Origin of the sequence: Romboutsia sp. MSSM.1001216sp_RTP31141st1_G3_RTP31141_220114 (assembly GCF_039031195.1) — a bacterium.
Taxonomy (GTDB): domain Bacteria; phylum Bacillota; class Clostridia; order Peptostreptococcales; family Peptostreptococcaceae; genus Romboutsia_C; species Romboutsia_C hominis.
On the sequence record NZ_JBCIUO010000001.1, the window covers coordinates 169,683 to 193,086 of the forward strand.

Genomic DNA, 23,404 nt, shown 5'->3' on the forward strand with positions numbered 1-23,404 from the left:
TGGATTATATGGATAGGAAACAGGATGCTTCCCAGGATTTGTTGGGCGAAGTCAAGAGTTTAATTGAAAATAATAAAATACTAGAATTAAGAGAATTATTAGAAGAATATCATACAATTGATATCTTTGATATTATGGAACATTTAGAGGAAGATATGAAAATAAAATTATTTGAAGTACTTCCCCTTGATGTAGCAGCATCTATATTAGAAGAAAGTGATGCTCAGTTTTTCAGTAGTACTTTATCTAAGATAGATATTGATCATAGAAAAAATATCTTAGAATTAATGTCTTTGGATGATATGGCAGATATTTTAAGTCAGCTTGAAGAAGGCGAGATAGAAAATATAATGGAACTTCTAAGTAAAGAAGATGCAGATGATATAAAAGAACTTTTAATATATGAAGAAGAGTCTACAGGTGGTATAATGACCACTGGATACATAGAAGTAAATAAAGACATGACTGCTAAAGAAGCAATTGAACATATGAGAAGTCATGCTGAGGAAGCAGAAACAATATATTATATATATGTAGTTGATAATGCTGAAAAGCTAGTGGGAGTACTATCTCTAAGAGAGTTAATAACAGCTAGAGATTCTAGCATTATAGAAGATCTAATGAGTGAAAACATAATATCTGTATATGTAGATGAAGATAGAGAAGAGGCTGTAAGATTAGTATCTAAGTATAATCTAATAGCAATACCAGTAATAGATAGACAAAAAAGACTTAAAGGAATAATAACAGTAGATGATATAATAGATGTTATGGAAGAAGAAGCAAGTGAAGATATGTATAAATTTGCAGGTACTTCGGAACAAGAAAGAGACTTTGTAGAAAAAGTTAATCCAACATCAAAAGAACAAATAATATCATCAGTTAGAGCGAGAATTCCATGGCTTATAATAACTTTACTTGGTGGATTATTATCTATGGTAATATTTTCTAATTTAGATTTTATAATGAACCCAACTTATGCATCTTTAGTATTTTTTATACCTGTTGTTATAGGTATGGGAGGAAACATTGGAACACAGTCATCAGCACTTGCTGTTATGGTTCTTTCGAATAAAGATTTAGAATTTAAAAATGTTATAAGAGAAGGTATGGTAGGTCTTATAACAGGAATAATATGTAGTATATTAATAGGAATAGTAATATTTATATTTATGAGGGACATAGATATAGTGTTAGTAGTATCCTTATCTCTATTTATAAACATGATAGTTGGAGCTATGATAGGTGCATTTATGCCATTTTTATTTAAAAAAATGGATGTTGATCCATCAATAATATCAGCACCAATAATAGCAACACTTCTTGATATAGTAGGAATTGCTATATATTTAATGATAACAACTTTGCTTTTGGCAAAAATTGTTTAATAAGTTAATGTATGATTTACCCTCTTCTTACTTAAAATATAAATATAACTGTAAGAAGGGGGTTTTTTAAAAATGAACAATTTATGTTGGGAAATTTTTAAAAAGACAGGCAATATAGAAGCCTATTTATATTTAAAAGATTATAAAACACTAAATGAAGAAGTAGAAACTATGAGGGAGATAGAAACAGACTATGATAGTATTGAACACCCAGGGGATAGTACTTAAGGCAGTAAGATATGAAGAAAACGATGTTATATTAACTCTATTTACAAGAAAGCTTGGAAAAGTATCAGCATTAGCAAAAGGAGCTAAAAAAAACAAGAGCGCTCTACTTTCATCTTCGCAGCTTTTTGCTTATTGTAATTATACATTAAGAAAACAAGGAAGTATGTATAGGGTAAGTCAAAGTGATATTATAAAAAGTTTTTATGATATATCCTACGATATAGATGCATTTTCTTATGCTACCTATATAACTAAGTTAGTAGAAAACTCAACCTTAGAAAATCAAACTAACAATAGGTTATTTATACTACTTGCACAAACTTTATATCTATATACTCAAGTTGATGTAGACAAGAAATTTGTAACACATGTATTTGAATTAAAATTTTTAGATTATATAGGTCTTAGACCAATAATAAACAGGTGCTCAATATGTGGTACTAGAGACTTAAAATCACCAGCATTTAATGTATACGAAGGTGGAGCATTATGTAGTAGTTGTAGTGAAAATGTACAAGACAACATAAGTATAGATGTAACAACGTTAAAATTAATGGAATATATATTATCAAACGATATATTAAGATGTTCCAAAGCAAAAGTATCTAAATATATCATATATGAACTAGAAAAAATACTAAAACAATACTTAGCGGTACATGTAGATAATATAAATCAAAAATCTTTATACATGTTAAGAGAAATGAAAAAATCTTCAAAAGAAGATTTGAATGAGTAAGTTTAGAATAATTATAAGGGAGTGGATAATGGTGAATGAAAATATTACAATAGAAAAACTAGATGCTGTTATACAAAGAGTACCAGGTGCTACGTATGAACAAGCTAAAAGTGCATTAACAAAAACTAATGGAGATGTTATAGAAGCGATAATATCTCTAGAAGGACAGATAGGCTTTAGCGGTAAAAGTAAAAAGGTTAAAAAGAATGTAGAACAAGTATTTTCAAAAGATAGTGAAGATATGAAAGAACTTAAAAATAAAGTAAAAGATTTACTTCAAAAAAGTAGCGTCATAAGAGTTATAGTAGAAAAAAATGGTAAAAATATAATGAATATACCTCTTACAGTAGGAGTAGTAGGTTTAGCACTTGGTCCATTGGTAACATTAGTTGGACTTTCAGCTGCAGTTATAGGAAAATATAACATAATGATTCAAAATGAACAAGATGGTTCAATAGTTGATTTAGGGGAATTAAATGAAGAAAAGTTAAGTATGTTAAAGCAAATGCTAAGTAATACTGCTAAAGGGATAAAAGATACTGTAGTGGAAAGCAAAAAAGACGATAAAGACATAACAGATGAGCTTATAAATGAATATGACAATTCAAATTTAGATAACAACAAATAGAGATAAAATTATGATTTTTCAATAAGATTGACAAAAATTCAAGTATTTGTTATTCTAAAAGTTGAAATATACTAAAGGCCTTTCGTTAATTCGAAAGGCTTTGTTAAGCATATAGGAATTTATATTTTAAAACTTATAATAAGACTTAAACTAAAAATTATAGTTTTAACAATATACATAAAATTAAAAATTTATAGGAGGTATTCATATGAATTTCCAAAATATGATACTTACATTGCAAAACTATTGGGCAAAGCAAGGATGTATCATGATGCAGCCTTATGATGTTGAAAAAGGTGCAGGTACAATGAACCCTAATACTCTTTTAAGATCATTAGGACCAGAGCCTTGGAAGGTTTGCTATGTAGAGCCATCAAGAAGACCTGCGGATGGTAGATATGGGGAAAATCCAAATAGACTTTACCAACATCATCAATTCCAGGTTATATTAAAACCATCACCAGATAACATACAAGAATTATATTTAAATAGTTTAAAAGAAATAGGTATAGATCCAAATGAACATGATATAAGATTTGTTGAAGATAACTGGGAATCAACTACAGTTGGAGCTTGGGGACTTGGATGGGAAGTTTGGTTAGACGGTATGGAAATAACTCAGTTTACTTACTTCCAACAAGTTGGAGGTATAGAGTGTGAGCTTGAAACCGGAGAAATAACATATGGACTAGAAAGACTTGCTATGTATATACAAGAAGTAGATAGTGTTTATGACCTAATGTGGAATGATGAGTTAACTTACGGAGATGTATTTAGACAAGCTGAATATGAGAACTCTGTATATGCATTTGAAGAATGTGATGCAGATATGTTATTTAATTTATTTGATACATATGAAAAAGAAGCTACTAGACTTATAGAAAGAGGACTTGTAATACCAGCATACGATTATGTGTTAAAATGTTCTCATACCTTTAACACTTTAGATGCTAGAGGAGCTGTTGGAGTAAGTCAAAGAGCATCATTTATAGGAAGAGTTAGAACAATGGCTAGAAATGTTTCTTCAGCTTACGTTAAGCAAAGAGAAGAAATGGGATACCCACTTATAAAGGAGGGAAAATAATATGAATAACTATCTTTTATTTGAAGTTGGAGTTGAAGAATTACCATCAAGATTTGTAAGTTCTACATTAGACCAAATCAAAGGTAACTTAACAAAATTATTTAACGAAAATAGAATAAAATTTGATGATATAAAAGCTTATGGAACACCTAGAAGATTAGCGTTTATAGTTGAAGGTATAAGTGATAAGCAAACTGATTTAGAAGAAGAAGTAAAAGGTCCATCTAAAAAAATAGCAATAGATGCTGATGGAAATTTCACAAAGCCAGCACTTGGATTTATGAAAAGTAAAGGTTTAAAAGAAGAAGACGTAATATTTAAAACTGTTGGAAAAGATGAATATATATTTGGAACAATAAGACAAGCTGGTTGTGAGACAAGTGAAGTATTAAAAACTATATTACCACAAGCAGTTAAGATGGTAGTATTCCCTAAGGCTATGCGTTGGGGTGGAAAAAACATGAGATTTGCGAGACCTATAAGATGGATGGTTACATTACTAAATGATAAGGTACTAGAAATAGACTTAGAAGGTATAATATCTTCAAATGTAACTAAAGGACATAGATTCTTAGGACAAAGTGAATTTGAAGTTAACTCTTTAGAAGATTATCTAACTAAATTAGAAGAAAACTTCGTAATATTAGATCAAGATAAGAGAAAAGCTATAATAAAGGAACAATGTATAAATGTTGCTAACACTTTAGGTGGAGAAATTGAATTTGACGAAGATTTACTAGAAGAAGTAACTCATTTAGTTGAATATCCAACAGCTTTTTATGGAGAGTTTGACAAAGAATACGCTAAACTTCCTAAAGAAGTTGTAACAACTCCAATGCAGCAACATCAAAGATATTTCCCAGTATTAAAGGATGGGAAATTATTACCAAACTTTATAGCTGTAAGAAACGGTAATGACTATAAAATAGAGAATGTTAAAAAAGGTAACGAAAAAGTTTTAGAAGCAAGACTTGCAGATGCATTATTCTTCTACAAAGAAGACACTAAAAAAGACTTAGAAAGTTACATAGAAAAATTAAAGAGTGTTGTATTCCAAGCTAAGCTTGGTACAGTTTATGACAAATCTTTAAGAATAGAAAAATTAAGTGTTAAGATACTTGATTTATTAGGCTTAAGTCAAGATGAAGCTGATACTAAAAGAGCAGCTAAATTATGTAAAGCTGACTTAGTAACAGGAATGGTATTTGAATTTACTGAACTTCAAGGGATAATGGGAAGAGAGTATGCAAAAGTTGGTGGAGAAAATGAAGCTGTTAGTGAAGCAATATTTGAACATTATTTACCAAGATTTGCAGGAGATATACTTCCACAAACTAATGCTGGTATAGCTTTATCTATAGCTGATAAATTAGATTCTATAGCAGGATTTTTTGCAATAGGAATACATCCAACAGGATCTCAAGATCCATATGCACTTAGACGTCAAGCATTAGGTGTTATAAATATACTAATGGATAGAAAGTTAGATATAAGTCTAAAATCATTAGTTGATATATCTTTAGAAAATTATACAAACTTAGAATTTGACAAGCAAACTGTAGCTAATGAAATGATGGAATTCTTCAATGAAAGAATCAAGAACTTATTTAGAGAACTAGGAATAAGATATGATGTTATAGATGCAGTATTAAGTGCAAACATAGACAATGTAAGTGATATGTATATAAGAGCAGAAGAACTTAATAATTGGCTACAAAAAGATGAGTTAGTTGAAATGCTAACAGCATTTAATAGAGTTTCTACATTAGCTCAAAAAGCTACTTCTAGCGAAGTGAAGGAAGAGTTATTAGTAGAAGATGCTGAAAAGGCTTTATACAATGAATTTAAAAATGTTAAAGAAAGCGTAAAATCTTTATTAAGTGAAAAGAGATATAGTGAGTCATTAGATGCATTTGCATCACTAAGACCATCAATAGATAATATGTTTGATTCTGTTATGGTAATGGATAAGGATGAAGCTATAAAGAACAATAGACTAGGACTTTTAAAACAAATATATGATACAATGTTAAGTATATGTGATTTATCAAAAATAGTTTATAAATAATATATCGGGGGCTAAGAGGACACTTTTAGTCCCTATATTATTTTAAATAACATTTTCCTAAAAAGATTCAAAATAATTTATTTGGAAAAAATACAAATAATAAATATTAAAATAATTAAAAAAATATCAATAATATATATTAAAACTATTTAATATATACAATGTTATATTATAATAGATTTAGTATAAACAATTTAGCTACATTATTTAGTATATAAACCATTAATATATACAAAAGAATAAATAGTATATAATAAATATATAAAAAGTATGAGAATTGTATAACAAAAAGATTTACAATTACATATATATGGGTATATAATATACTATATAAAGAAAAAGTAATATAAAGTATAGCACATAAGGAAGAGGGTGACTATTATTCAACTTAATGATAGACAATTAAAGATAATTGATATAGTAAAAGAGAATGAGCCTATAACAAGTGAAGCCATTGCTGCTCATTTAAACGTAACTCGTGCTACACTAAGATCTGACTTAGCCATATTAACTATGACAGGAATATTAGATGCAAGACCTAAAGTTGGATATTTTTACTCTGGAGTTAGCGAATTAAATTTAATAGGCAATAACATAAAAGACAAAAAAGTAAGAGACATCATGAGTCTACCTGTATTAGTAAAAAAAGATATGAGTATATATGAAGTTATAGTCAATATGTTCTTATCAGATGTAGGAAGTATATTCATAATAGATAATGACGACATACTATGTGGAGTGGTTTCTAGAAAAGATCTACTTAAAGCTACTATAGGTGCTAGTGATATAAATCATATGCCAATAGGCATGATAATGACTAGGATGCCCAACATAGTTACTATAAATCAAGATGAGGATATAGTATTGGCAGCTAAAAAGATAATAGAACACGAAGTTGATTCTATTCCTGTTGTTGAACGTGATGAAAATAACAAAAACAACTTAAGGGTAGTAGGAAGGATATCTAAGACTAATATAACAAAATTTTTCCTAGAATTAGCTGACAATTAAGGAGGAATAAATGAAAAATTTAATTATATATGTTATATCAGACTCAGTAGGTGAGACTGCGCAACAAGTAACAAAAGCTGCTATTTCTCAATTTAAAATTAGTGAAGAGTGTGAAATAAGAAGATTCCCATATGTTATGGATGAAAACTTTTTATTAGAAATTTTAGAAGGTGGAAAAAGTGAAGATGCTATAATAGTATATACATTAGTAGACGAAAATCTTTTAAATGTTACTAAAAAATTCTGTGAAAAAGAAAATTTAAGTAATATAGACCTAATGACACCAATTTTAAAAGAAATAGCAAATAAAACTCAAATGAAACCTAAAAGAGAGCCTGGTATAATCAGAAAGTTAGATGAAAGCTATTTCAAAAGAGTAGAAGCTATAGAGTTTGCAGTAAAGTATGATGATGGTAAAGACCCAAGAGGTATACTTAAATCAGATATAGTTTTAGTAGGGATATCTAGAACTTCTAAAACACCACTTAGTATGTATCTAGCAAACAAAAACATAAAAGTAGCAAATGTACCTTTAGTTCCAGAAATACCTATACCTAAAGAGGTATTTGAAATAGATAATAAAAAAATAATAGGACTTACTAATACTCCAGAGAAGTTAAATCAAATAAGAGCAGAAAGACTTAAAGCATTAGGACTATCAAGTAATGCAAACTATGCTAACTTAGATAGAATACTACAAGAATTAGACTACTCAGAACAAGTCATGAAAAAAATAGGATGTCCAGTAATAGATGTTTCAAGTAAAGCAATAGAAGAAACAGCTGGAATAATTCTTGATATTATCAAAGAAAATGGATTAAACATATACAAAGATAGTGATAGATAGTTAAATTTAAAGAGAAAAACCTTAAAAACATCTTAGTTAATTTAATACAAGTTATTTATAGTAAATAAAACCTTATATTAAACTAACTAAGATGCATAAAGGCTAATTATATTAAACTAACCAAAATACAAAATGATGGGGGTTAAATAATGGAAGCTAAATATGTTTATAGTTTTGAAGAAGGTAACAAAGACATGAGATATGTTTTAGGTGGTAAAGGTGCTAACTTAGCAGAAATGACAAATATAGGTCTACCAGTACCACAAGGTTTTACAATAAGCACAGATGCTTGTAATGATTATTACAAAAATAATGAGACTATAAGTGATAATATAATAAATGAAATAGAAGAAAAGCTTAAAGAATTACAAGAAAAGCAAGGAAAAACATTAGGAGGCGAAATTAATCCTCTATTATTATCAGTTCGTTCTGGTGCAGTATTTTCAATGCCAGGAATGATGGATACAATACTTAATCTAGGTTTAAATGATACAAGTGTAGTAGCTTTAGCAAATTCTACTCAAAATGAAAGATTTGCATATGATAGTTACAGAAGATTTATACAAATGTTTTCTGATGTAGCTATGGGAATACCAAAATATAAATTTGAAAATGCCCTAGATAAAATAAAAGAAGCTAAAGGATACACTTTAGACACAGAACTTAATGTAGAAGATTTAAAAGAATTAGTAAAAAAATATAAAGAAATATATACAAAAGAAATAAAAAGTCAATTCCCACAAGATCCAAAAGAACAACTAATGTTAGCTATAAAAGCAGTATTCAAATCATGGAATAATCCACGTGCAATAGTATATCGTAAATTAAATGATATCCCAAGTGATTTAGGAACAGCAGTAAATATACAATCAATGGTATTTGGAAACATGGGAGAAACTAGTGGAACTGGAGTAGCATTTACTAGAAATCCTTCAACTGGTGAAAATAAAATATTTGGAGAATTTTTAATGAATGCACAAGGTGAAGACGTTGTTGCAGGTATAAGAACACCAAAGGACATATCTTCACTAAAAGAAGTGATGCCAAAGGCTTATGATGAATTTATGAAAATTACTTCTATACTTGAAAATCACTACAAGGATATGCAAGATATAGAATTTACTATAGAAAATGAAAAATTATATATATTACAAACTAGAAGTGGAAAAAGAACAGCTGGTGCATCTATAAATATAGCTGTAGACCTAGTAGGAGAAGGTATAATAAATGAAAAAGAAGCTATAATGAGAATTGAGCCTAAGCAATTAGATCAATTACTTCATCCTAGATTTGAAAGTAAATCTTTAAATGAAGCAACAGTTATAGCAAAAGGACTTCCAGCATCACCTGGTGCTGCTTGTGGAAAAGTATACTTTAATGCAGAAGATGTAGTAGATGCTAAAAATAGGGGAGAAGAATCAATACTTGTAAGACTTGAAACTTCACCTGAAGATATAGAAGGTATGGTATGTGCAGAAGGTATACTTACAGCAAGAGGTGGAATGACATCTCATGCAGCAGTTGTAGCTCGTGGAATGGGTAAATGTTGTGTAGCAGGATGTTCAGACATAAAGGTTGATGAGTATAACAAAGAAATAAGAACTGAAGATGTAGTTATAAAAGAAGGAGAATATATATCTTTAGATGGTTCTAGTGGATGTGTATATATAGGTAAGGTAGAAAAAACTGAAGTATCTTTAACTGGAAATTTCGAAAAATTAATGAATTGGGCAAATAAATATAAATCTTTAATGGTAAGAACTAATGCAGATAATCCAAGAGATGCTAAGGCTGCCATAAAGTTTGGAGCCGAAGGTATAGGATTATGTAGAACTGAGCATATGTTCTTTGACGAAGATAGAATACCAGCAGTAAGAGAGATGATACTTTCTAAAACATTAGAACAAAGACTAGTAGCACTTGAAAGATTACTTCCAATGCAACAAAAAGACTTCGTAGATATATTTAGAGTAATGGATGGTAAATCTGTAAACATAAGATTATTAGATCCACCACTACATGAATTCTTACCACATGATGATGAAACTATAAAAAGCCTTTCAGAGTCAATGAAAGTTTCAGTTAGTGAAATAAAAAGAAGAATAGTAGATCTAGATGAATTTAACCCAATGCTTGGGCATAGAGGTTGTAGACTTGCTATAACTTTCCCTGAGATATATATAATGCAAGCTAAAGCAATAATTAATGGTGCAATAGAAGCTACTAAAGAAGGTATAAAAGTAATGCCTGAAATAATGATACCTTTAGTTGGAGAAGCTAAAGAATTAAAAGTTATAAAAGAAGATATAAAAGAAACGATAGATAATATATTAGAAAAAGAAAATATGAAAATAGATTATACAATAGGTACAATGATAGAAGTACCAAGAGCTTGTTTAACAGCAGATGAAATAGCTAAAGAAGCTGACTTTTTCAGCTTTGGTACTAATGATTTAACGCAAATGACATTTGGATATTCAAGAGATGACGCAGGTAAATTCTTAGGCGAATATGTAAATAGAGAGTTACTAGAAAAAGATCCATTTGAAGTGTTAGATCAAAGAGGAGTAGGAAAGCTTATAGAGCTAGGAGCTAAACTAGGTAAAAGCGTTAAGCCAAATATAAAGCTTGGAATATGTGGAGAACATGGTGGAGAACCTTCATCAATAGAGTTTTGTTACAAAGCTGGATTAGACTATGTATCTTGTTCACCATATAGAGTACCAATAGCTAGACTTTCAGCAGCACAAGCAGTAATAAAAAATGAAAAATAAATAAATTTAATAAAATATCTATAAAAATACAGGTTTGTGATTATATCACAAACCTGTATTTTTATACACAATAATGCCTTATTATAATTATTAACAATATAGATGCAAACTATATAAATTTATTAGGAAACAAAATACAAATTTTATGCATAGTTTTTTAATTAGCGCAAGTAAAGAGCTTTGCGAAGATACTAAAAATGGTATGATTTAATCATACTAACTAAAATATGATTTTAACATATATCACAGTAAAATAAATTTATCATACAATATACTAATGTACTTATAAGATGTATAAATAAGTAAGGAGGGGATTGTATGATTAAGTGTCCAAGATGCTCAAAGGAAGTATCATCAAGACCAGGAAGTATATGCCCTAGATGTGGGCTAAAAGTATCAGAAGTAAACGAAAAAATAAGATGCCCAGAAACAAGTTGCAGAGCATTAGTATCTAAAAAGTTTGAATATTGCCCAAAATGTGGCTGTAAGTTAAAAAATTATACTTTAACAGAATTTATAAAAATGGCAAGATGTAAAATAGATGATAAACTAAATGAAAAAGAATAAAGGTTGCATTTAGAGCAACCTTTATTTGGAAAGAATTGAAGTTTACATAAATTGGTTTCTTTAAGATAGGACTTAATACATGAAAAGAAAACATTTATTAATATATAAGTATGTAAATTATTATATATTAGTTACACTTAAGTAATTATTTTTTTATTTCAATATCCCATCCAAAGTAACCATTAGCCTTTTTGGAATATTTAAGTATAGCATCAAATTTAGTACCATTTTTACTTGTTAGTGATTTAACTTTGGCTTGACCATTTTTTAATATACCTTTAACCATTGTTTTGTTAGGTTTTTTCTTATAAAATTCTAGAAATTTATCATTTTTCCATATACCAAATTTACATTCTTTGTAGTTGTTGCATATATATCCTTTAGGAATCTCAACAACATCGCCACCACATATAGGGCATTTCCCAAGAGATTCATTTGAAGGAGAATCATTCTTAGCACCACTTTTATTAGAAGATTTAGTATTAGATATATTTTTAGTAAATTTTTTAGTTTTAGGATTATAAACATAATTTTCTGTACTTATGCTTTTAGGGCTATCATGTTTTATTAGCTCAACATTTTTATATATAAAGTTAAATATATTGGTTAAATACTCTTTTCTAGTGAAAGTTCCTTTTTGGATATCACTTAGACTTTTTTCTAATTTGCCAGTATAATCAACATCAAATAGCTCTTTTACTGGGAATATTTCAACTAAATTTTTACCTAAATCAGTTACAGAATAAGACTTACCTTTTTTATTAACATATCCTACTTGTGATATCTTTTTTAATACATCAGCACGAGTAGCAGATGTACCTATTGAATAACCCGATAAAACTGTAGTATCATCATCAGGTACATTTTTACCGCAATTTTTCATAGCTTTAAGTAAGGTATCTTCTGTATAAGGCTTAGGTGGTGTAGTTTGTTTAGTTATCGGTTTAATATCTATGGCATCAACTATTTCATCCTTATTTACCATAGGGAGTAAATCATCTTTTTCTTCCTTATTGTATACTTCTAAGTATCCTTTAGTTTTAAGTACTTTACCCTTAGTTAAGAATATATTTTTATCTACATCAGTTTTAATTTCAGTATTTTCATATTCTGCAGGAGGCATAAAGTTTGCTATGAATCTATCTTTGATGGCGTTATATACTATAAGTTCATCAGGTGTTAGATTAGTAGGTATTATATAAGTAGGTATGATTGCACTATGGCTATCTACTTTAGAAGAATCGAAAACCCTTTTAGTTTTAGTAAATTTGATTTTGTCACTATAAGGAACTGTTGCCTTTAATTTATTTAAAGCTTGAGACACTTTAGTTGCTAAACTTTCTTCTAAATAAATAGAATCGGTTCTAGGGTAAGTAATATAACCACCCTTACCTTTACCCTCATAAAGAGACTGACACACGCTTAAAACTTTATCTGAAGTGAAATTAGCATGTTTAGAAGTTATATATCCTTGTAGTGAAGTTAAACTGAAAAGTTTAGGTGCATATTCTTTAGACATTGTAACTTTTTTATCAAGTATTTTACCTTGATTAGAAGTTATGCTATTAATAATTTTATTAACATCCTCTATAGTATCAAATTTACTTTCTTTTCCTTTTATATACTTACCTTTATATTTTCCATTTTGGCATTTGAAATTTCCTTCTATTTCATAGTAGGTTTTTGGTACGAAATTTTTAATTTCCATATCTCTATCATAAACTAATTTGACTGTAGGTAGTATTACACGACCTATATTTAGTAGTTTACCGTTACCATACTTTAATGTGGCAACTGATGTAAAATTTATACCTATTAGCCAGTCAGTTATAAGTCTAGTGTAACCTGCTGATTGTAAATTTCTCATTTCATTATCATCTTTTAAATTATTAAGACCCCTAGTTATATCTTCTGGTGTCCATTCGTTTACTAAAATTCTTTTTACAGGTTTTTTGTTCTTAGATAATAAAAATATTAAAAAAGAAATTAATTCTCCTTCTCTATCATTATCTGTTGCATTTATAACATATTCAATATCATCTCTATGTAACAGTTTTTTTACTGTATTAAATTGCTTTTTCTTAGAACTATCTACTTTGAACTTAAACTTTTCTGGTGGAATAAATGGAAAATTAGCCATTTTCCAAGAACCAGAGTATTTATCTTTATCATAGTCTTTGACATCATATAGACTCACCAAATGCCCCACAGCATAAGTAACTATATATCCATTACCTTCAAAATAACCATCAAGACGAGTTTTAGCTCCTAAAAAAGATGCGATAGTTTTAGCCACAGATGGCTTTTCTGCTAGTATAAGTTTCATGTAAAACTCCTTTCAAGGTGCTTAAATACTACATTTGTAACTTAAATATATTATCATAAAAAAATAAAAGACTGCAAGGCAGTCTTTTATAAATAATAGTTAAAATTATTATTATGATTAGTAAGTCCCTTTATATATGAGTTAAAATAATAGTTGCTATCTTCATTATCTATTATATCAACAAAAGAGATGTGGTTGTAGTCACTTACCTCTAAATCACATAGTTTATTTAAGGTAACACAAGATATAGTTAAAGATGAATCTGGACTTATATAAATACCTTGTGTATCATATAGTGCTGTAAATATTTCATAGCATTTTGATTTATCAGTAATTAATAAATAATCAATAAGACCTTTAAGTTCTGGATACTTATAATAAATATTACTTAAAGTATTATCTTGATTTAAATTATTTAATTCTTCACTATATCCACAGAGTATTATATATAAGTTATTTTCATATAGTGATTTTAGATTAATTATTAAATCTTTTAAAAAGATATTTAAGTTAAATGGTAAATATAGATAAAGTTTATTATTTATGTCTATATTTATGTTATAATCTTCTAATAGATTAATCAAAATACTAGTTGTAGTTGGAGTATAATTTAAAAATTTAATATCATTATACATAATATAGAGATTACCGTTTATACTCTTATTGTAAATAACCTCAAGTTTTTTTTTCATCCAAGGGGCATGTAATAAATTCATATTTGTTCCTCCTAGAATTAGTATTTTAAATTTAATGTATTTTAATACAATATTAAAATAACCCTTAATTAAATTATAAAAGGAGACATTAAAATGTATACATTAAAAATAAAGAAATTACATGACGATGCAATAATACCAAATTTCGCCCACAAGGGAGATGCTGGTATGGATTTATATTCTATAGAAGAAGTGGTTATTCCTGCTTCAGAATCTAGACTTATAAAAACAGGAATAAGTATAGCACTTCCTAAAAATACAGAAGCTCAAGTTAGACCAAGAAGTGGATTAGCATTTAAACATTCTGTAACAGTACTAAATACGCCAGGAACTATAGATGAAGGGTATAGAGGCGAAATAGGTGTAATACTTATAAACCATGGTAAAGAAGATTTCACAGTAAATAAAAACATGAAGATAGCTCAAATGGTAGTTAAACCTATATATGATATAAATATATTAGAAGTTAATGATTTAGATGACACTGAAAGAGGAAATGGTGGATTTGGATCAACTGGATATTAGACTATATTTATTTAAAGGAACCTTATTTTAAGGTTCTTTTTTTATGCCAATTTGTTATAAGCTAAAAATGATATATAAGATTTAAATGTTAAGAAAATTTTATAAGAAAAAAAATATATATAAATTGTAAATATATAACAGTTATCGAAAAATATAGACAAAAACTTACAAATTTGAAATAATATTAGCATGGGCAAAACGTTAAAATATAAAATAAAAAAGTATTATAAAATGAAATTTAAAACTAGGGTATAAATACCAATTAAGGAGAGGAGTTGAGTATACTATAGCTTCTAAGCTGTAGTAATAAAATATGAATAAACAAAGTATAAAAATGGGATTGGTAGCAACATCAATATTACTTCCAATGTCAGTTAGTGTATCAAATGCTGATACTATACAAAAAGCAAACATAGAATATAAAACGATAACTGGAAATTTGGTAAACTTTAGAAAAGGACCAAGTACTAGCTATAGTTCAATTGGTAAGTTTTATAAAGGAGACAAAGTAGAGTACATAGGAAAAAGTGGAGAATGGGTAAATGTTAAGTATAATGGAAAAGTAGGATACGTACATGGAGATTACGTTTCAAACTCTTCTGAAGGAAATACATCAGATAATACTATAAAATACAATAAGATAGTAAATGCAAGTTCCTTAAATGTTAGAAAAGGTCCGGGGACTAGTTACTCAAAGATAGATTCAATACCTAATGGAACAAAAGTAGGAGTAATATCTGAGTCAAATGGGTGGGCAAAGGTAAGTTATAATGGACAAATAGGATATGTATCAAGTCAATATTTAAAGAGCAGTGAAGCTTCAACTACACCAAGTGAAGAAAAAGTAAAATATAATAGAAAAGTAAATGCAAGCTCACTAAATATTAGAAAAGGACCAAGCACAAGTCACTCAAAAATAGGTTCAATACCATATGGTGCTGAGGTAGGAGTAATATCAGAATCAAATGGATGGGCAAAGATAAAATATAATGGACAAATAGGATATGTATCAAGCGCGTATTTAACAGCAGATATATCTAATGGTGGTGGAACAACATCTCAAAGCGCCGACAAGGTAATAAATTTAGCACAAACATTACTAGGAAAGCCATATGTATGGGGAGCAGAAGGGCCTAATAGTTTTGATTGCTCAGGATTTACTCAATATGTATTTAAAAATTCTGCGGGGATAAATATACCAAGGGTATCAAAAGATCAATCAAAATTTGGACAATATGTAAATAAAAATAATCTTCAAAAAGGAGATTTAATATTTTTTGATACAAGTGGTTCAAATGATGGAAGTGTAAGTCATGTTGGGATATATATGGGTAATAATAAAATGATACATGCATCATCGAGTAAAGGAAAAGTAGTTATATCTGAATTAAGTAATTATTATAATAATGCATATGTAAATGCAAGAAGAGTCTTATAAATAACTTAAAAATTTTCTCATTATATAAAAAATAGATGTATTATTAATAAAACATCTATTTTTTTATGCAATAATCTTATATTAAGCATAAAATAATTGATAGTTTGTGAATATACACAGATGAATAAATTTGAAAATAAAAAAATCTAATATATTAAGTAAAAAGATTTTTGATGAATAAATAATCTAATATATTGAAAATAATATATAGTGTAAATTAAATTTATAGATTAACAAGGAGTGTTTCTATGGGTGTAGTAACAGATTTTTATAAATTCAAATACAGAAAAGATGACTACTATTTAGATGTATTTATAAATAAAGGAGCAATACCAAATATTGAATCAGCCTTAAATGAAATTCTAAGTGATAAATATATACCTAAAGACTCTCAATGTGCATATATGAAGTTAAAAGAATTATTTCAAGAGGCAAGAAAAAGTACAAGTCATGTTTATGCTGAAATAAAAATACACAAATGTTATTTGAGATATATAAATAATTTATATCTATATTTTTTTGATAGAAAAGAGTATAGAGCTCTGAAAGAGTTAAGCAATTATTTTCATTTATATATAGTAGAGGATATAGAAAATATAGCAAATTTTATAACACTAAGTGAAGACGTAAAGATAAGGATACTTTCAAATATATAAAATAATTAAATTCAAAAAAAGGAAATATTTCTAAATATCTTGCATATAATACATTAAATATGAAACATTTAAAATTAATCCTTCATATTTAATGTATTATAAAAAGAAGGAGGGATGTTAATTTGGATGATAGATTAGAATTAGTAATGTTTGGATATGAAAAAGAAATAGAATATGATTATACACCAGATAGTGGAAGTGAATAAAGTAAAAAGGATTTTTCAAGTTTAGATTAAGTAAAGAATAAAATAAAAATTATCTTGCTAAATCAACTAATATAATTTATATAAATAAAAAATGGAGGTAAAAAATGGAGAAAAATATAGATTTGATGATATTTGAATATGAAAAGGAAATGGCATATGATTATATACCTGAACATGAAAATGAATAATAATTAAAGCATAAGTAATATTGCATAAGTAATATTATATATCAAAAGGAGAAATAAAGTGAATATAGATAATGAATCCGATTAAAAAGGAGCTATCTCAAAGAAAATAGAGTTTAGCTCCTTTTTATTATAAGTTAAATTATAAAGTTTTAAATTAAAAAATATTATACATAAAAAATGTCTAAAGCAAATCAAAAGGTTGCCTTAGACATTAAAAACAAATTTATAGATTAAAATGTATGTTTACTTTCTTCAAAATCATAAACGTCCATCAAAGCTTCCCCAAATCTTTGATAATGAGTAATTTCTCTTTGACCTAAAAATCTTAAAACTTCTATTATATCAGCGTCATCAGTTAGATTTATAAGTTGATAATAGGTAGCTAGTGCTTTTTGTTCAGCGGCCATATCCTCATGTAAGTCAGTAACGGCATTTCCCATAACAGCAATAGGACAAACACTAAATGGATTTCCAGTTGAATCTGTTGGATATATACCAAATCCATTTTGAGCATAATTAGATCCAAGTCCTGCTTCTTCTAACTCAGTAGGAGTAGCATCATATGTTAGTTGATAAACCATAGTAGCTACCATTTCAACATGTGCTAATTCCTCTGTTCCGATATCAGTTAAAAGTGCTTTAGTTTTCCCTGTAGGCATAGTATATCTTTGACTAAGATATCTTAGGGCAGCTGCTAACTCTCCATTAGGTCCACCAAATTGAGTTATAAGATATTTAGCCATAGTTATATCCTTAGTTTTAAGATTAACAGGATGTTGTAATGTTTTTTGATATATCCACATAAATTAAATCCTCCTTAATTATTAGTCGTTAAATTCTCTTTCCCAAGGCCATGGGCTTTCTACCCATCTAAAAGGATACTTGCTAGGTGAAAATCCAAAGTTAGTTAAAGGTCCATACTTATTTTCATATAAGCATCTTGCTTCTAAAAATTGATTACATAGAGAATTAAAAGTAGCAATTGCATTTTTATCACAAGGATTATTATCTAGATATAAATTCATATCTAAACATGCAAAACAAAGCTCTTGAATTTTTCGCATTAATTCATTTCTAGAGTCACTCATAATTATTCTCTACCTCCTTTTTCTCTTAGTGGAGTTGAATATAAATTCTTGTTATAAATTGGAGAATCTATTAGATATAGCTCAGGGAATAGAGTACCACGTTGAAAGGCTTTAGGTAAGCTATACGTTTTAGTGTAGACTTGACGCTTAATATAAGGTCTAGCTAAGGAATATCTAGGTTCCATACAGTTTTTTCTATTATCATCTTGCATATAATTTAACCTCCTGTCTTAAAGTGAGAATGAACTTAATAATAATATATTGTAGTTGTGAAAAAGTGTTACTAATAAATATATAAGCTATATTTAAGTCAAAAATACACATTAAAATAAATGAGTAGATTACTTGAATTATTAGCTTAATATATGATAAAATAATTTGCATGTTTTATTAAAAATAGTCTAAAATTGAAACTTAATGAAAATGAATTATATATATAACCAAAATATAAATAAGAGGTGATAATATGAGTAACTTAGCGGGAAAAGGCTGTGAGATAATAGTACCTTTTGACGAAAGACAACCATTAAAAGATATAGAAAGAAGTATAATAAAAAGATATAGAAAACATTTATGGTCAAAATTTATAAAAGCTATAAGAGATTATAATTTAGTAGAAGAAGGCGACAAAATAGCTGTTGCAATATCTGGAGGAAAAGATAGTCTACTTATGGCTAAGATGTTTCAAGAGTTAAAAAGACATGGACAAGTAAACTTTGAATTAGAGTTTATAGCTATGGATCCAGGATATCATGAAGACATAAGAAAGTTACTTGTAGATAACTGTGAGTACTTAGATATACCAATACACTTATTTGACTCAAGAATATTTGAAATAGCAGATGAAATAGCTAAAGATTATCCATGTTATATGTGCGCAAGAATGAGAAGAGGAGCACTATACTCTAAAGCTGAAGAACTAGGGTGTAATAAGTTAGCACTTGGACATCATTATGATGATGTTATAGAAACAACAATGCTTAACCTACTATGTTCGGCTAACTTTAAAACAATGTTACCTAAACTACATTCAACAAACTTTGATGGTATACAAATAATAAGACCACTTTATTATATAAGAGAAGAGCATATAGTAAGATTTATACAAAATAGTGGTATATGGCCACTAAATTGTGCATGTATGGTAGCGGCTAAAAAGACTGGTAATAAGAGATATGAAATAAAAGATTTAATCAAAAGCCTTGGAGAAAACTTTAAGGATGTAGAAAAATCAATATTTAAAGCAGCGGAAAATGTAAATATAGATTCTGTACTTGGATGGCAAAAAGATGGAGTAAAGCATTCATTTATGGAAAATTTTGAAGACTAACTAGAAATTCTTTAAAGTTTACATTATTTATTTTTAGTATAATTAGATATAATATATTTATAGATTTAGGAAGAATTTTTATTCTTCCTTTTATTTTTGATTTTATGAAATATATTTGAATAAGCAAGAAAAGCGAAAATTTTATAAATGTATAGTGAAAAAATAGCATAAAATGATAAAATATAAGTAAAGATATTTAGAAGGTGGGAGTTTGGATTGAAAAGAGTTTATATAGACTTTGAAATGAATATGCCAAGTGTAAGAAATAAAAGAGATATGCTAAATGCAGATATAATTGCAATTGGAGCTATACAATATGATACGGATACAGGTAATATAGAAGAATTTAAGTCATTAATAAAGCCTGTAACTAACCAAGAAATATATCCACATATAGAAGAATTAACTCATATAAAGCAAGATGATGTTAAAGATGCTCCAACATATGAAGAAGTTATGAGAAAATTTAAAAAATGGTTAGGTACATTTTCTCAAATAGAGGGTATATATACCTTTGGAAATCTAGATTTAACTTGCTTTAATAATACAGATAAAAAGAGTGCTCAAAAAAACAATCACCCAAGATTTATAAATAATATAAAAGGTTTATTCGTAGATATAAAGGACAAATATTTAGAATGCGGGATAAAATGTATGAATTATGTTTCGTTAAAAAATTTACTCGAATGTGCAAACGTAGAATTTAAAGGAGACGCACATGATCCTTTATATGATGCATATAATTTATATGTATTAGATGAAGTTTTAGAAAAAAATGAAGGGATAAGGGACATACTAATAATAAAAGATTTTATAAGACCACCATTTATAATATTAAATGAAAACTTAGAAAAAGTTTTTGATGAATACACAAATATATACTATAAAAATCCAAAAGAGGCTAGCAAATTTGATATATCCATAGAAGTTATAAAAACTGTATATTTGTATTTGGAATCTATAAATAACATAGACATATACAATATAGATATAATAAGAGATATAAGTAGAAAAATGGACACAATAGATAAGTTAAAAGATATTAGAACTGGGCATTTTTATATACTTGAGAATGTATATTTTGATATGAAAGATTTAATAGACGATTTAATGCTTTATAAGTTAAAGCAAGAGGAATACGTAGAAGAAATAAATAGTATAATAAACTTATTTTCTGATGATTTAAAGTATGAAGAAATAGAATTTGACTATATACTAGAAAAAAGCTGTTGATAAAATTAAATATCAACAGCTTTTTAATATGAATAAATATGTAGAAGAATAAATATAAATTATAAGAAACCAAAAAAGGAAATAGGAGGAGTTTTTGTGGAAGAAATAAGTAATTATTTTTCTATAATATTTAAGGTATTTATATCTTTATCATCAATATTTATATTATTTTATGGTGTAAGTATTATATTAAAAGCAAAATATAACAAGCCTAAAAATAAAGGACATACAAGAGGATATACAAGAAATAGCTTAATGATAGACGACAGAAGCAATGTAGATACAAAGAAAGTAAAAGAAAATATAAGACAAATAGAAAACTCTAGTATATCAAGTAAAGAGAAAACTATGCAATATGATAATGGGGATGTATACAAAGGGGAGATTAAAGATGGAAAAAGAGAGGGTTTTGGTATATGTATATACATGAATAAAGATAGATATGAAGGGCTTTGGAAAGATGATAAAATGCATGGAATAGGTAAATATACTTATCATGATAAAGGGTCGTATAGTGGTGATTTTAAAGAAAATAAGATAGAAGGAATAGGAACTTATACTTATAAAAACAAAGACATATATAAAGGATATTTTAAAGACGGAAAAAGACATGGAAAGGGAATTTTATATTGTAAAGATGGAAGCAAATATAATGGAATGTGGAAAGATAACCTTAAACATGGGCAAGGAAGGCTTATTGATGTAAATATGCAGATTTATGAAGGGGATTTTGTAGAAGGCAAAAAAAATGGACAAGGCAGATATGAATTTGTAGATGGAAGCAAATATAATGGTGAATTTAAAGACAATATATATCATGGTCATGGATGCTACATAGATAAATATGGGAATATATATGAAGGTCAGTATAAATATGGATTAAAAAAAGGCAAGGGTATGATGAAATATAGAAATGGTGAAATATATGAAGGTGAATTTAAGGATGATATTATAAATGGAAGAGGAAGATATACATATAAAGATAAAAGTACTTATGAAGGAGAGTTTAAAGAAGGTAAAAAACATGGAGTAGGAACATACACTTGTGAGTTATATAAATATGTAGGCGAATTTAAAGAAGATAAAAAAGGTAAGGTAGGAACCTACTACTTAAGTAATAATATTATTTTAGAAGTAATTATAGAAGAAAATATTATAACACAAGGTGTATATATATGTAATGAAAATAAAAGATACCTACATAATATAGATGTAAGTGAAATAAATGAAAAATATTTATTAAATAATATAGAAAACTACCTCGAAAATGATAAAGAACAGAATCACATTATCACTTCAAAAATATATAATTAATTATAAGAATAAATTTTGGGGTGGTATATATGAAAAATAAACCTGAAGATTTAAACATTAAATTGTTGCCATTTAAAATAGAATCAAACTCAAGAGGAAAAAATACAATCAACCAATACGGAGTGGATATGATAAAAGCTAGAGATATGTGGAAAGAATCTAATAAAGGAAGTGGAGTACGTATAGCAGTAATAGATTCAGGATGTGATATATATCATGAAAGCTTAAAAAATAATATAGTAGAAGTTAGAAATTTTACAAATGAAGATAATAAAAATCCAAATATTGTAACTGATAGAGTAGGACATGGTACTCATGTTATAGGCACTATTGTGGCAAATAATCCAAATAATAATATAGTAGGTATAGCACCTAGTGCACAGATATATGTATTAAAAGCTATAGAAGGTAATGGACTAGGAAAATTAAGTTGGGTAGTTAATGCCATAAATTATGCTGTGGAAAAAAAGGTAGATATAATATCTATGTCACTTGGAATGGGTGGAAGTTCAGATAAATTAGAAAGGGCAGTAAAGGAAGCTGTCAAAAAAGGAATATTAGTAGTATGTGCAGCTGGAAATAGTGGTGATGGAAATGCTGATAGTTTTGAATATTCATATCCAGCTGCTTATGAAGAAGTAATATCAGTAGGTGCAGTTGATAAAAAAGGAAATCCTGCTAGTTTTAGTAATGCAAATTTAGTTATAGATGTAATTGCGCCGGGGGTAGAAATACTTTCAACCTATCCAAATAACAAATATGAAGTACTAAGTGGAACAAGTATGGCAACACCGCATGTGACAGGAAGCTTAGCTTTACTTAAAAACTGGTCAAGGGAAGAATTTCAAAGAGATTTAAGTGAAACTGAATTATATGCTCAACTTATAAAGCATACAAAATCTATTAACTATCCAAGAACTATTCAAGGTAATGGGCTTGTATATCTAGCGCAAGTTAAAACTAAAAATAAGAAAAAGAACTAAAAAACTTCGCATATCTATAAAAAAATTAGATATGCGAAGTTTTTTGATATTAAATGATAAAAATTTG

Annotated in this window: 22 protein-coding genes; 17 read left to right on the forward strand and 5 right to left on the reverse strand. The window is 27.9% G+C overall.

All coding sequences use genetic code 11. The features are described 5' to 3' along the window. The first annotated feature begins 8 nt into the window (after positions 1-8). The 10 genes from mgtE to ABCP60_RS00925 all read left to right on the forward strand — a co-directional run bounded on the left by mgtE (position 9) and on the right by ABCP60_RS00925 (position 11,334). Positions 9-1,388, forward strand: coding sequence for a magnesium transporter (gene mgtE / locus ABCP60_RS00880; RefSeq protein ID WP_166504957.1), 1,380 nt, complete (start codon positions 9-11; stop codon positions 1,386-1,388). A gap of 72 nt (positions 1,389-1,460) precedes the next feature. Further along, positions 1,461-1,616, forward strand: coding sequence for a YqzL family protein (locus tag ABCP60_RS00885; protein WP_092927025.1), 156 nt, complete (start codon positions 1,461-1,463; stop codon positions 1,614-1,616). Further along, positions 1,582-2,355, forward strand: a complete 774-nt coding sequence (gene recO, locus ABCP60_RS00890; RefSeq protein WP_092927023.1) for a DNA repair protein RecO — start codon at positions 1,582-1,584, stop codon at positions 2,353-2,355. The genes ABCP60_RS00885 and recO overlap by 35 nt, the downstream gene beginning before the upstream one ends. Next, positions 2,348-2,983 (forward strand): DUF4342 domain-containing protein, encoded by a 636-nt coding sequence (locus ABCP60_RS00895; protein WP_242871345.1) that lies wholly within the window; start codon positions 2,348-2,350, stop codon positions 2,981-2,983. The genes recO and ABCP60_RS00895 overlap by 8 nt, the downstream gene beginning before the upstream one ends. Positions 2,984-3,191: 208 nt before the next feature. Continuing rightward, on the forward strand, positions 3,192-4,067 hold the full coding sequence (glyQ, locus tag ABCP60_RS00900) for a glycine--tRNA ligase subunit alpha (RefSeq protein ID WP_092927021.1): 876 nt from the start codon (positions 3,192-3,194) through the stop codon (positions 4,065-4,067). Position 4,068: 1 nt separating this feature from the next. Beyond that, positions 4,069-6,135, forward strand: coding sequence for a glycine--tRNA ligase subunit beta (gene glyS, locus ABCP60_RS00905; protein WP_195236851.1), 2,067 nt, complete (start codon positions 4,069-4,071; stop codon positions 6,133-6,135). A 372-nt stretch (positions 6,136-6,507) separates the two neighbouring features. Further along, entirely contained in the window at positions 6,508-7,146 is a 639-nt protein-coding gene (locus ABCP60_RS00910) for a helix-turn-helix transcriptional regulator (protein ID WP_092927017.1), read from the forward strand. 10 nt (positions 7,147-7,156) lie between these two features. After that, positions 7,157-7,993, forward strand: coding sequence for a pyruvate, water dikinase regulatory protein (locus ABCP60_RS00915; RefSeq protein WP_092927015.1), 837 nt, complete (start codon positions 7,157-7,159; stop codon positions 7,991-7,993). A gap of 149 nt (positions 7,994-8,142) precedes the next feature. Next, complete coding sequence (ppdK, locus tag ABCP60_RS00920; protein ID WP_343101039.1) at positions 8,143-10,767, forward strand: pyruvate, phosphate dikinase; 2,625 nt, start codon at positions 8,143-8,145, stop codon at positions 10,765-10,767. A gap of 318 nt (positions 10,768-11,085) precedes the next feature. Beyond that, positions 11,086-11,334 (forward strand): zinc ribbon domain-containing protein, encoded by a 249-nt coding sequence (locus tag ABCP60_RS00925; RefSeq protein ID WP_092927011.1) that lies wholly within the window; start codon positions 11,086-11,088, stop codon positions 11,332-11,334. Between the two features lie 145 nt (positions 11,335-11,479). On the opposite strand, the gene ABCP60_RS00930 is transcribed toward ABCP60_RS00925, so the two are convergent. Together ABCP60_RS00930 and ABCP60_RS00935 are read right to left on the reverse strand one after the other, a co-directional pair. Further along, complete coding sequence (locus ABCP60_RS00930; RefSeq protein ID WP_343101040.1) at positions 11,480-13,660, reverse strand: DNA topoisomerase; 2,181 nt, start codon at positions 13,658-13,660, stop codon at positions 11,480-11,482. A gap of 86 nt (positions 13,661-13,746) precedes the next feature. Continuing rightward, positions 13,747-14,376 (reverse strand): hypothetical protein, encoded by a 630-nt coding sequence (locus tag ABCP60_RS00935; RefSeq protein ID WP_195928310.1) that lies wholly within the window; start codon positions 14,374-14,376, stop codon positions 13,747-13,749. A gap of 93 nt (positions 14,377-14,469) precedes the next feature. Between ABCP60_RS00935 and dut the strand changes: the two genes are divergently transcribed. From dut to ABCP60_RS00950, 3 genes are all read left to right on the forward strand, one after another. Next, on the forward strand, positions 14,470-14,901 hold the full coding sequence (dut, locus tag ABCP60_RS00940) for a dUTP diphosphatase (RefSeq protein WP_343101041.1): 432 nt from the start codon (positions 14,470-14,472) through the stop codon (positions 14,899-14,901). Between the two features lie 313 nt (positions 14,902-15,214). Further along, the gene (locus ABCP60_RS00945; protein WP_343101042.1) at positions 15,215-16,339 is read left to right on the forward strand and encodes an SH3 domain-containing protein; all 1,125 of its coding nucleotides are present in this window, start codon (positions 15,215-15,217) and stop codon (positions 16,337-16,339) included. A gap of 248 nt (positions 16,340-16,587) precedes the next feature. Next, the gene (locus ABCP60_RS00950; RefSeq protein WP_343101043.1) at positions 16,588-16,995 is read left to right on the forward strand and encodes a hypothetical protein; all 408 of its coding nucleotides are present in this window, start codon (positions 16,588-16,590) and stop codon (positions 16,993-16,995) included. A gap of 624 nt (positions 16,996-17,619) precedes the next feature. Here ABCP60_RS00950 and ABCP60_RS00955 read toward each other — a convergent pair. Genes ABCP60_RS00955 through ABCP60_RS00965 form a run of 3 tightly spaced genes read right to left on the reverse strand, consistent with a single transcriptional unit; the run spans position 17,620 to position 18,689 of the window. Then, positions 17,620-18,192: a manganese catalase family protein gene (locus tag ABCP60_RS00955; protein WP_092926999.1), complete on the reverse strand. Its 573-nt coding sequence runs from the start codon at positions 18,190-18,192 to the stop codon at positions 17,620-17,622. Between the two features lie 21 nt (positions 18,193-18,213). Further along, positions 18,214-18,477 carry a spore coat protein CotJB gene (locus ABCP60_RS00960; RefSeq protein WP_166504964.1) on the reverse strand — a complete coding sequence of 88 codons (264 nt, stop codon included), beginning with the start codon at positions 18,475-18,477 and terminating at the stop codon, positions 18,214-18,216. Between the two features lie 2 nt (positions 18,478-18,479). Continuing rightward, positions 18,480-18,689: a spore coat associated protein CotJA gene (locus ABCP60_RS00965; protein ID WP_092926995.1), complete on the reverse strand. Its 210-nt coding sequence runs from the start codon at positions 18,687-18,689 to the stop codon at positions 18,480-18,482. A 254-nt stretch (positions 18,690-18,943) separates the two neighbouring features. Between ABCP60_RS00965 and ABCP60_RS00970 the strand changes: the two genes are divergently transcribed. The 4 genes from ABCP60_RS00970 (at position 18,944) to ABCP60_RS00985 (ending at position 23,337) form a co-directional block, all read left to right on the forward strand. Next, positions 18,944-19,807, forward strand: a complete 864-nt coding sequence (locus ABCP60_RS00970) for an ATP-binding protein (RefSeq protein WP_092926993.1) — start codon at positions 18,944-18,946, stop codon at positions 19,805-19,807. A 216-nt stretch (positions 19,808-20,023) separates the two neighbouring features. Beyond that, the gene (locus ABCP60_RS00975) at positions 20,024-21,040 is read left to right on the forward strand and encodes a 3'-5' exonuclease (protein ID WP_166504965.1); all 1,017 of its coding nucleotides are present in this window, start codon (positions 20,024-20,026) and stop codon (positions 21,038-21,040) included. A 96-nt stretch (positions 21,041-21,136) separates the two neighbouring features. After that, the gene (locus tag ABCP60_RS00980; RefSeq protein WP_092926989.1) at positions 21,137-22,354 is read left to right on the forward strand and encodes a hypothetical protein; all 1,218 of its coding nucleotides are present in this window, start codon (positions 21,137-21,139) and stop codon (positions 22,352-22,354) included. Positions 22,355-22,383: 29 nt separating this feature from the next. Beyond that, on the forward strand, positions 22,384-23,337 hold the full coding sequence (locus ABCP60_RS00985; protein ID WP_195580878.1) for a S8 family peptidase: 954 nt from the start codon (positions 22,384-22,386) through the stop codon (positions 23,335-23,337). The last annotated feature ends 67 nt before the right edge of the window (positions 23,338-23,404 follow it).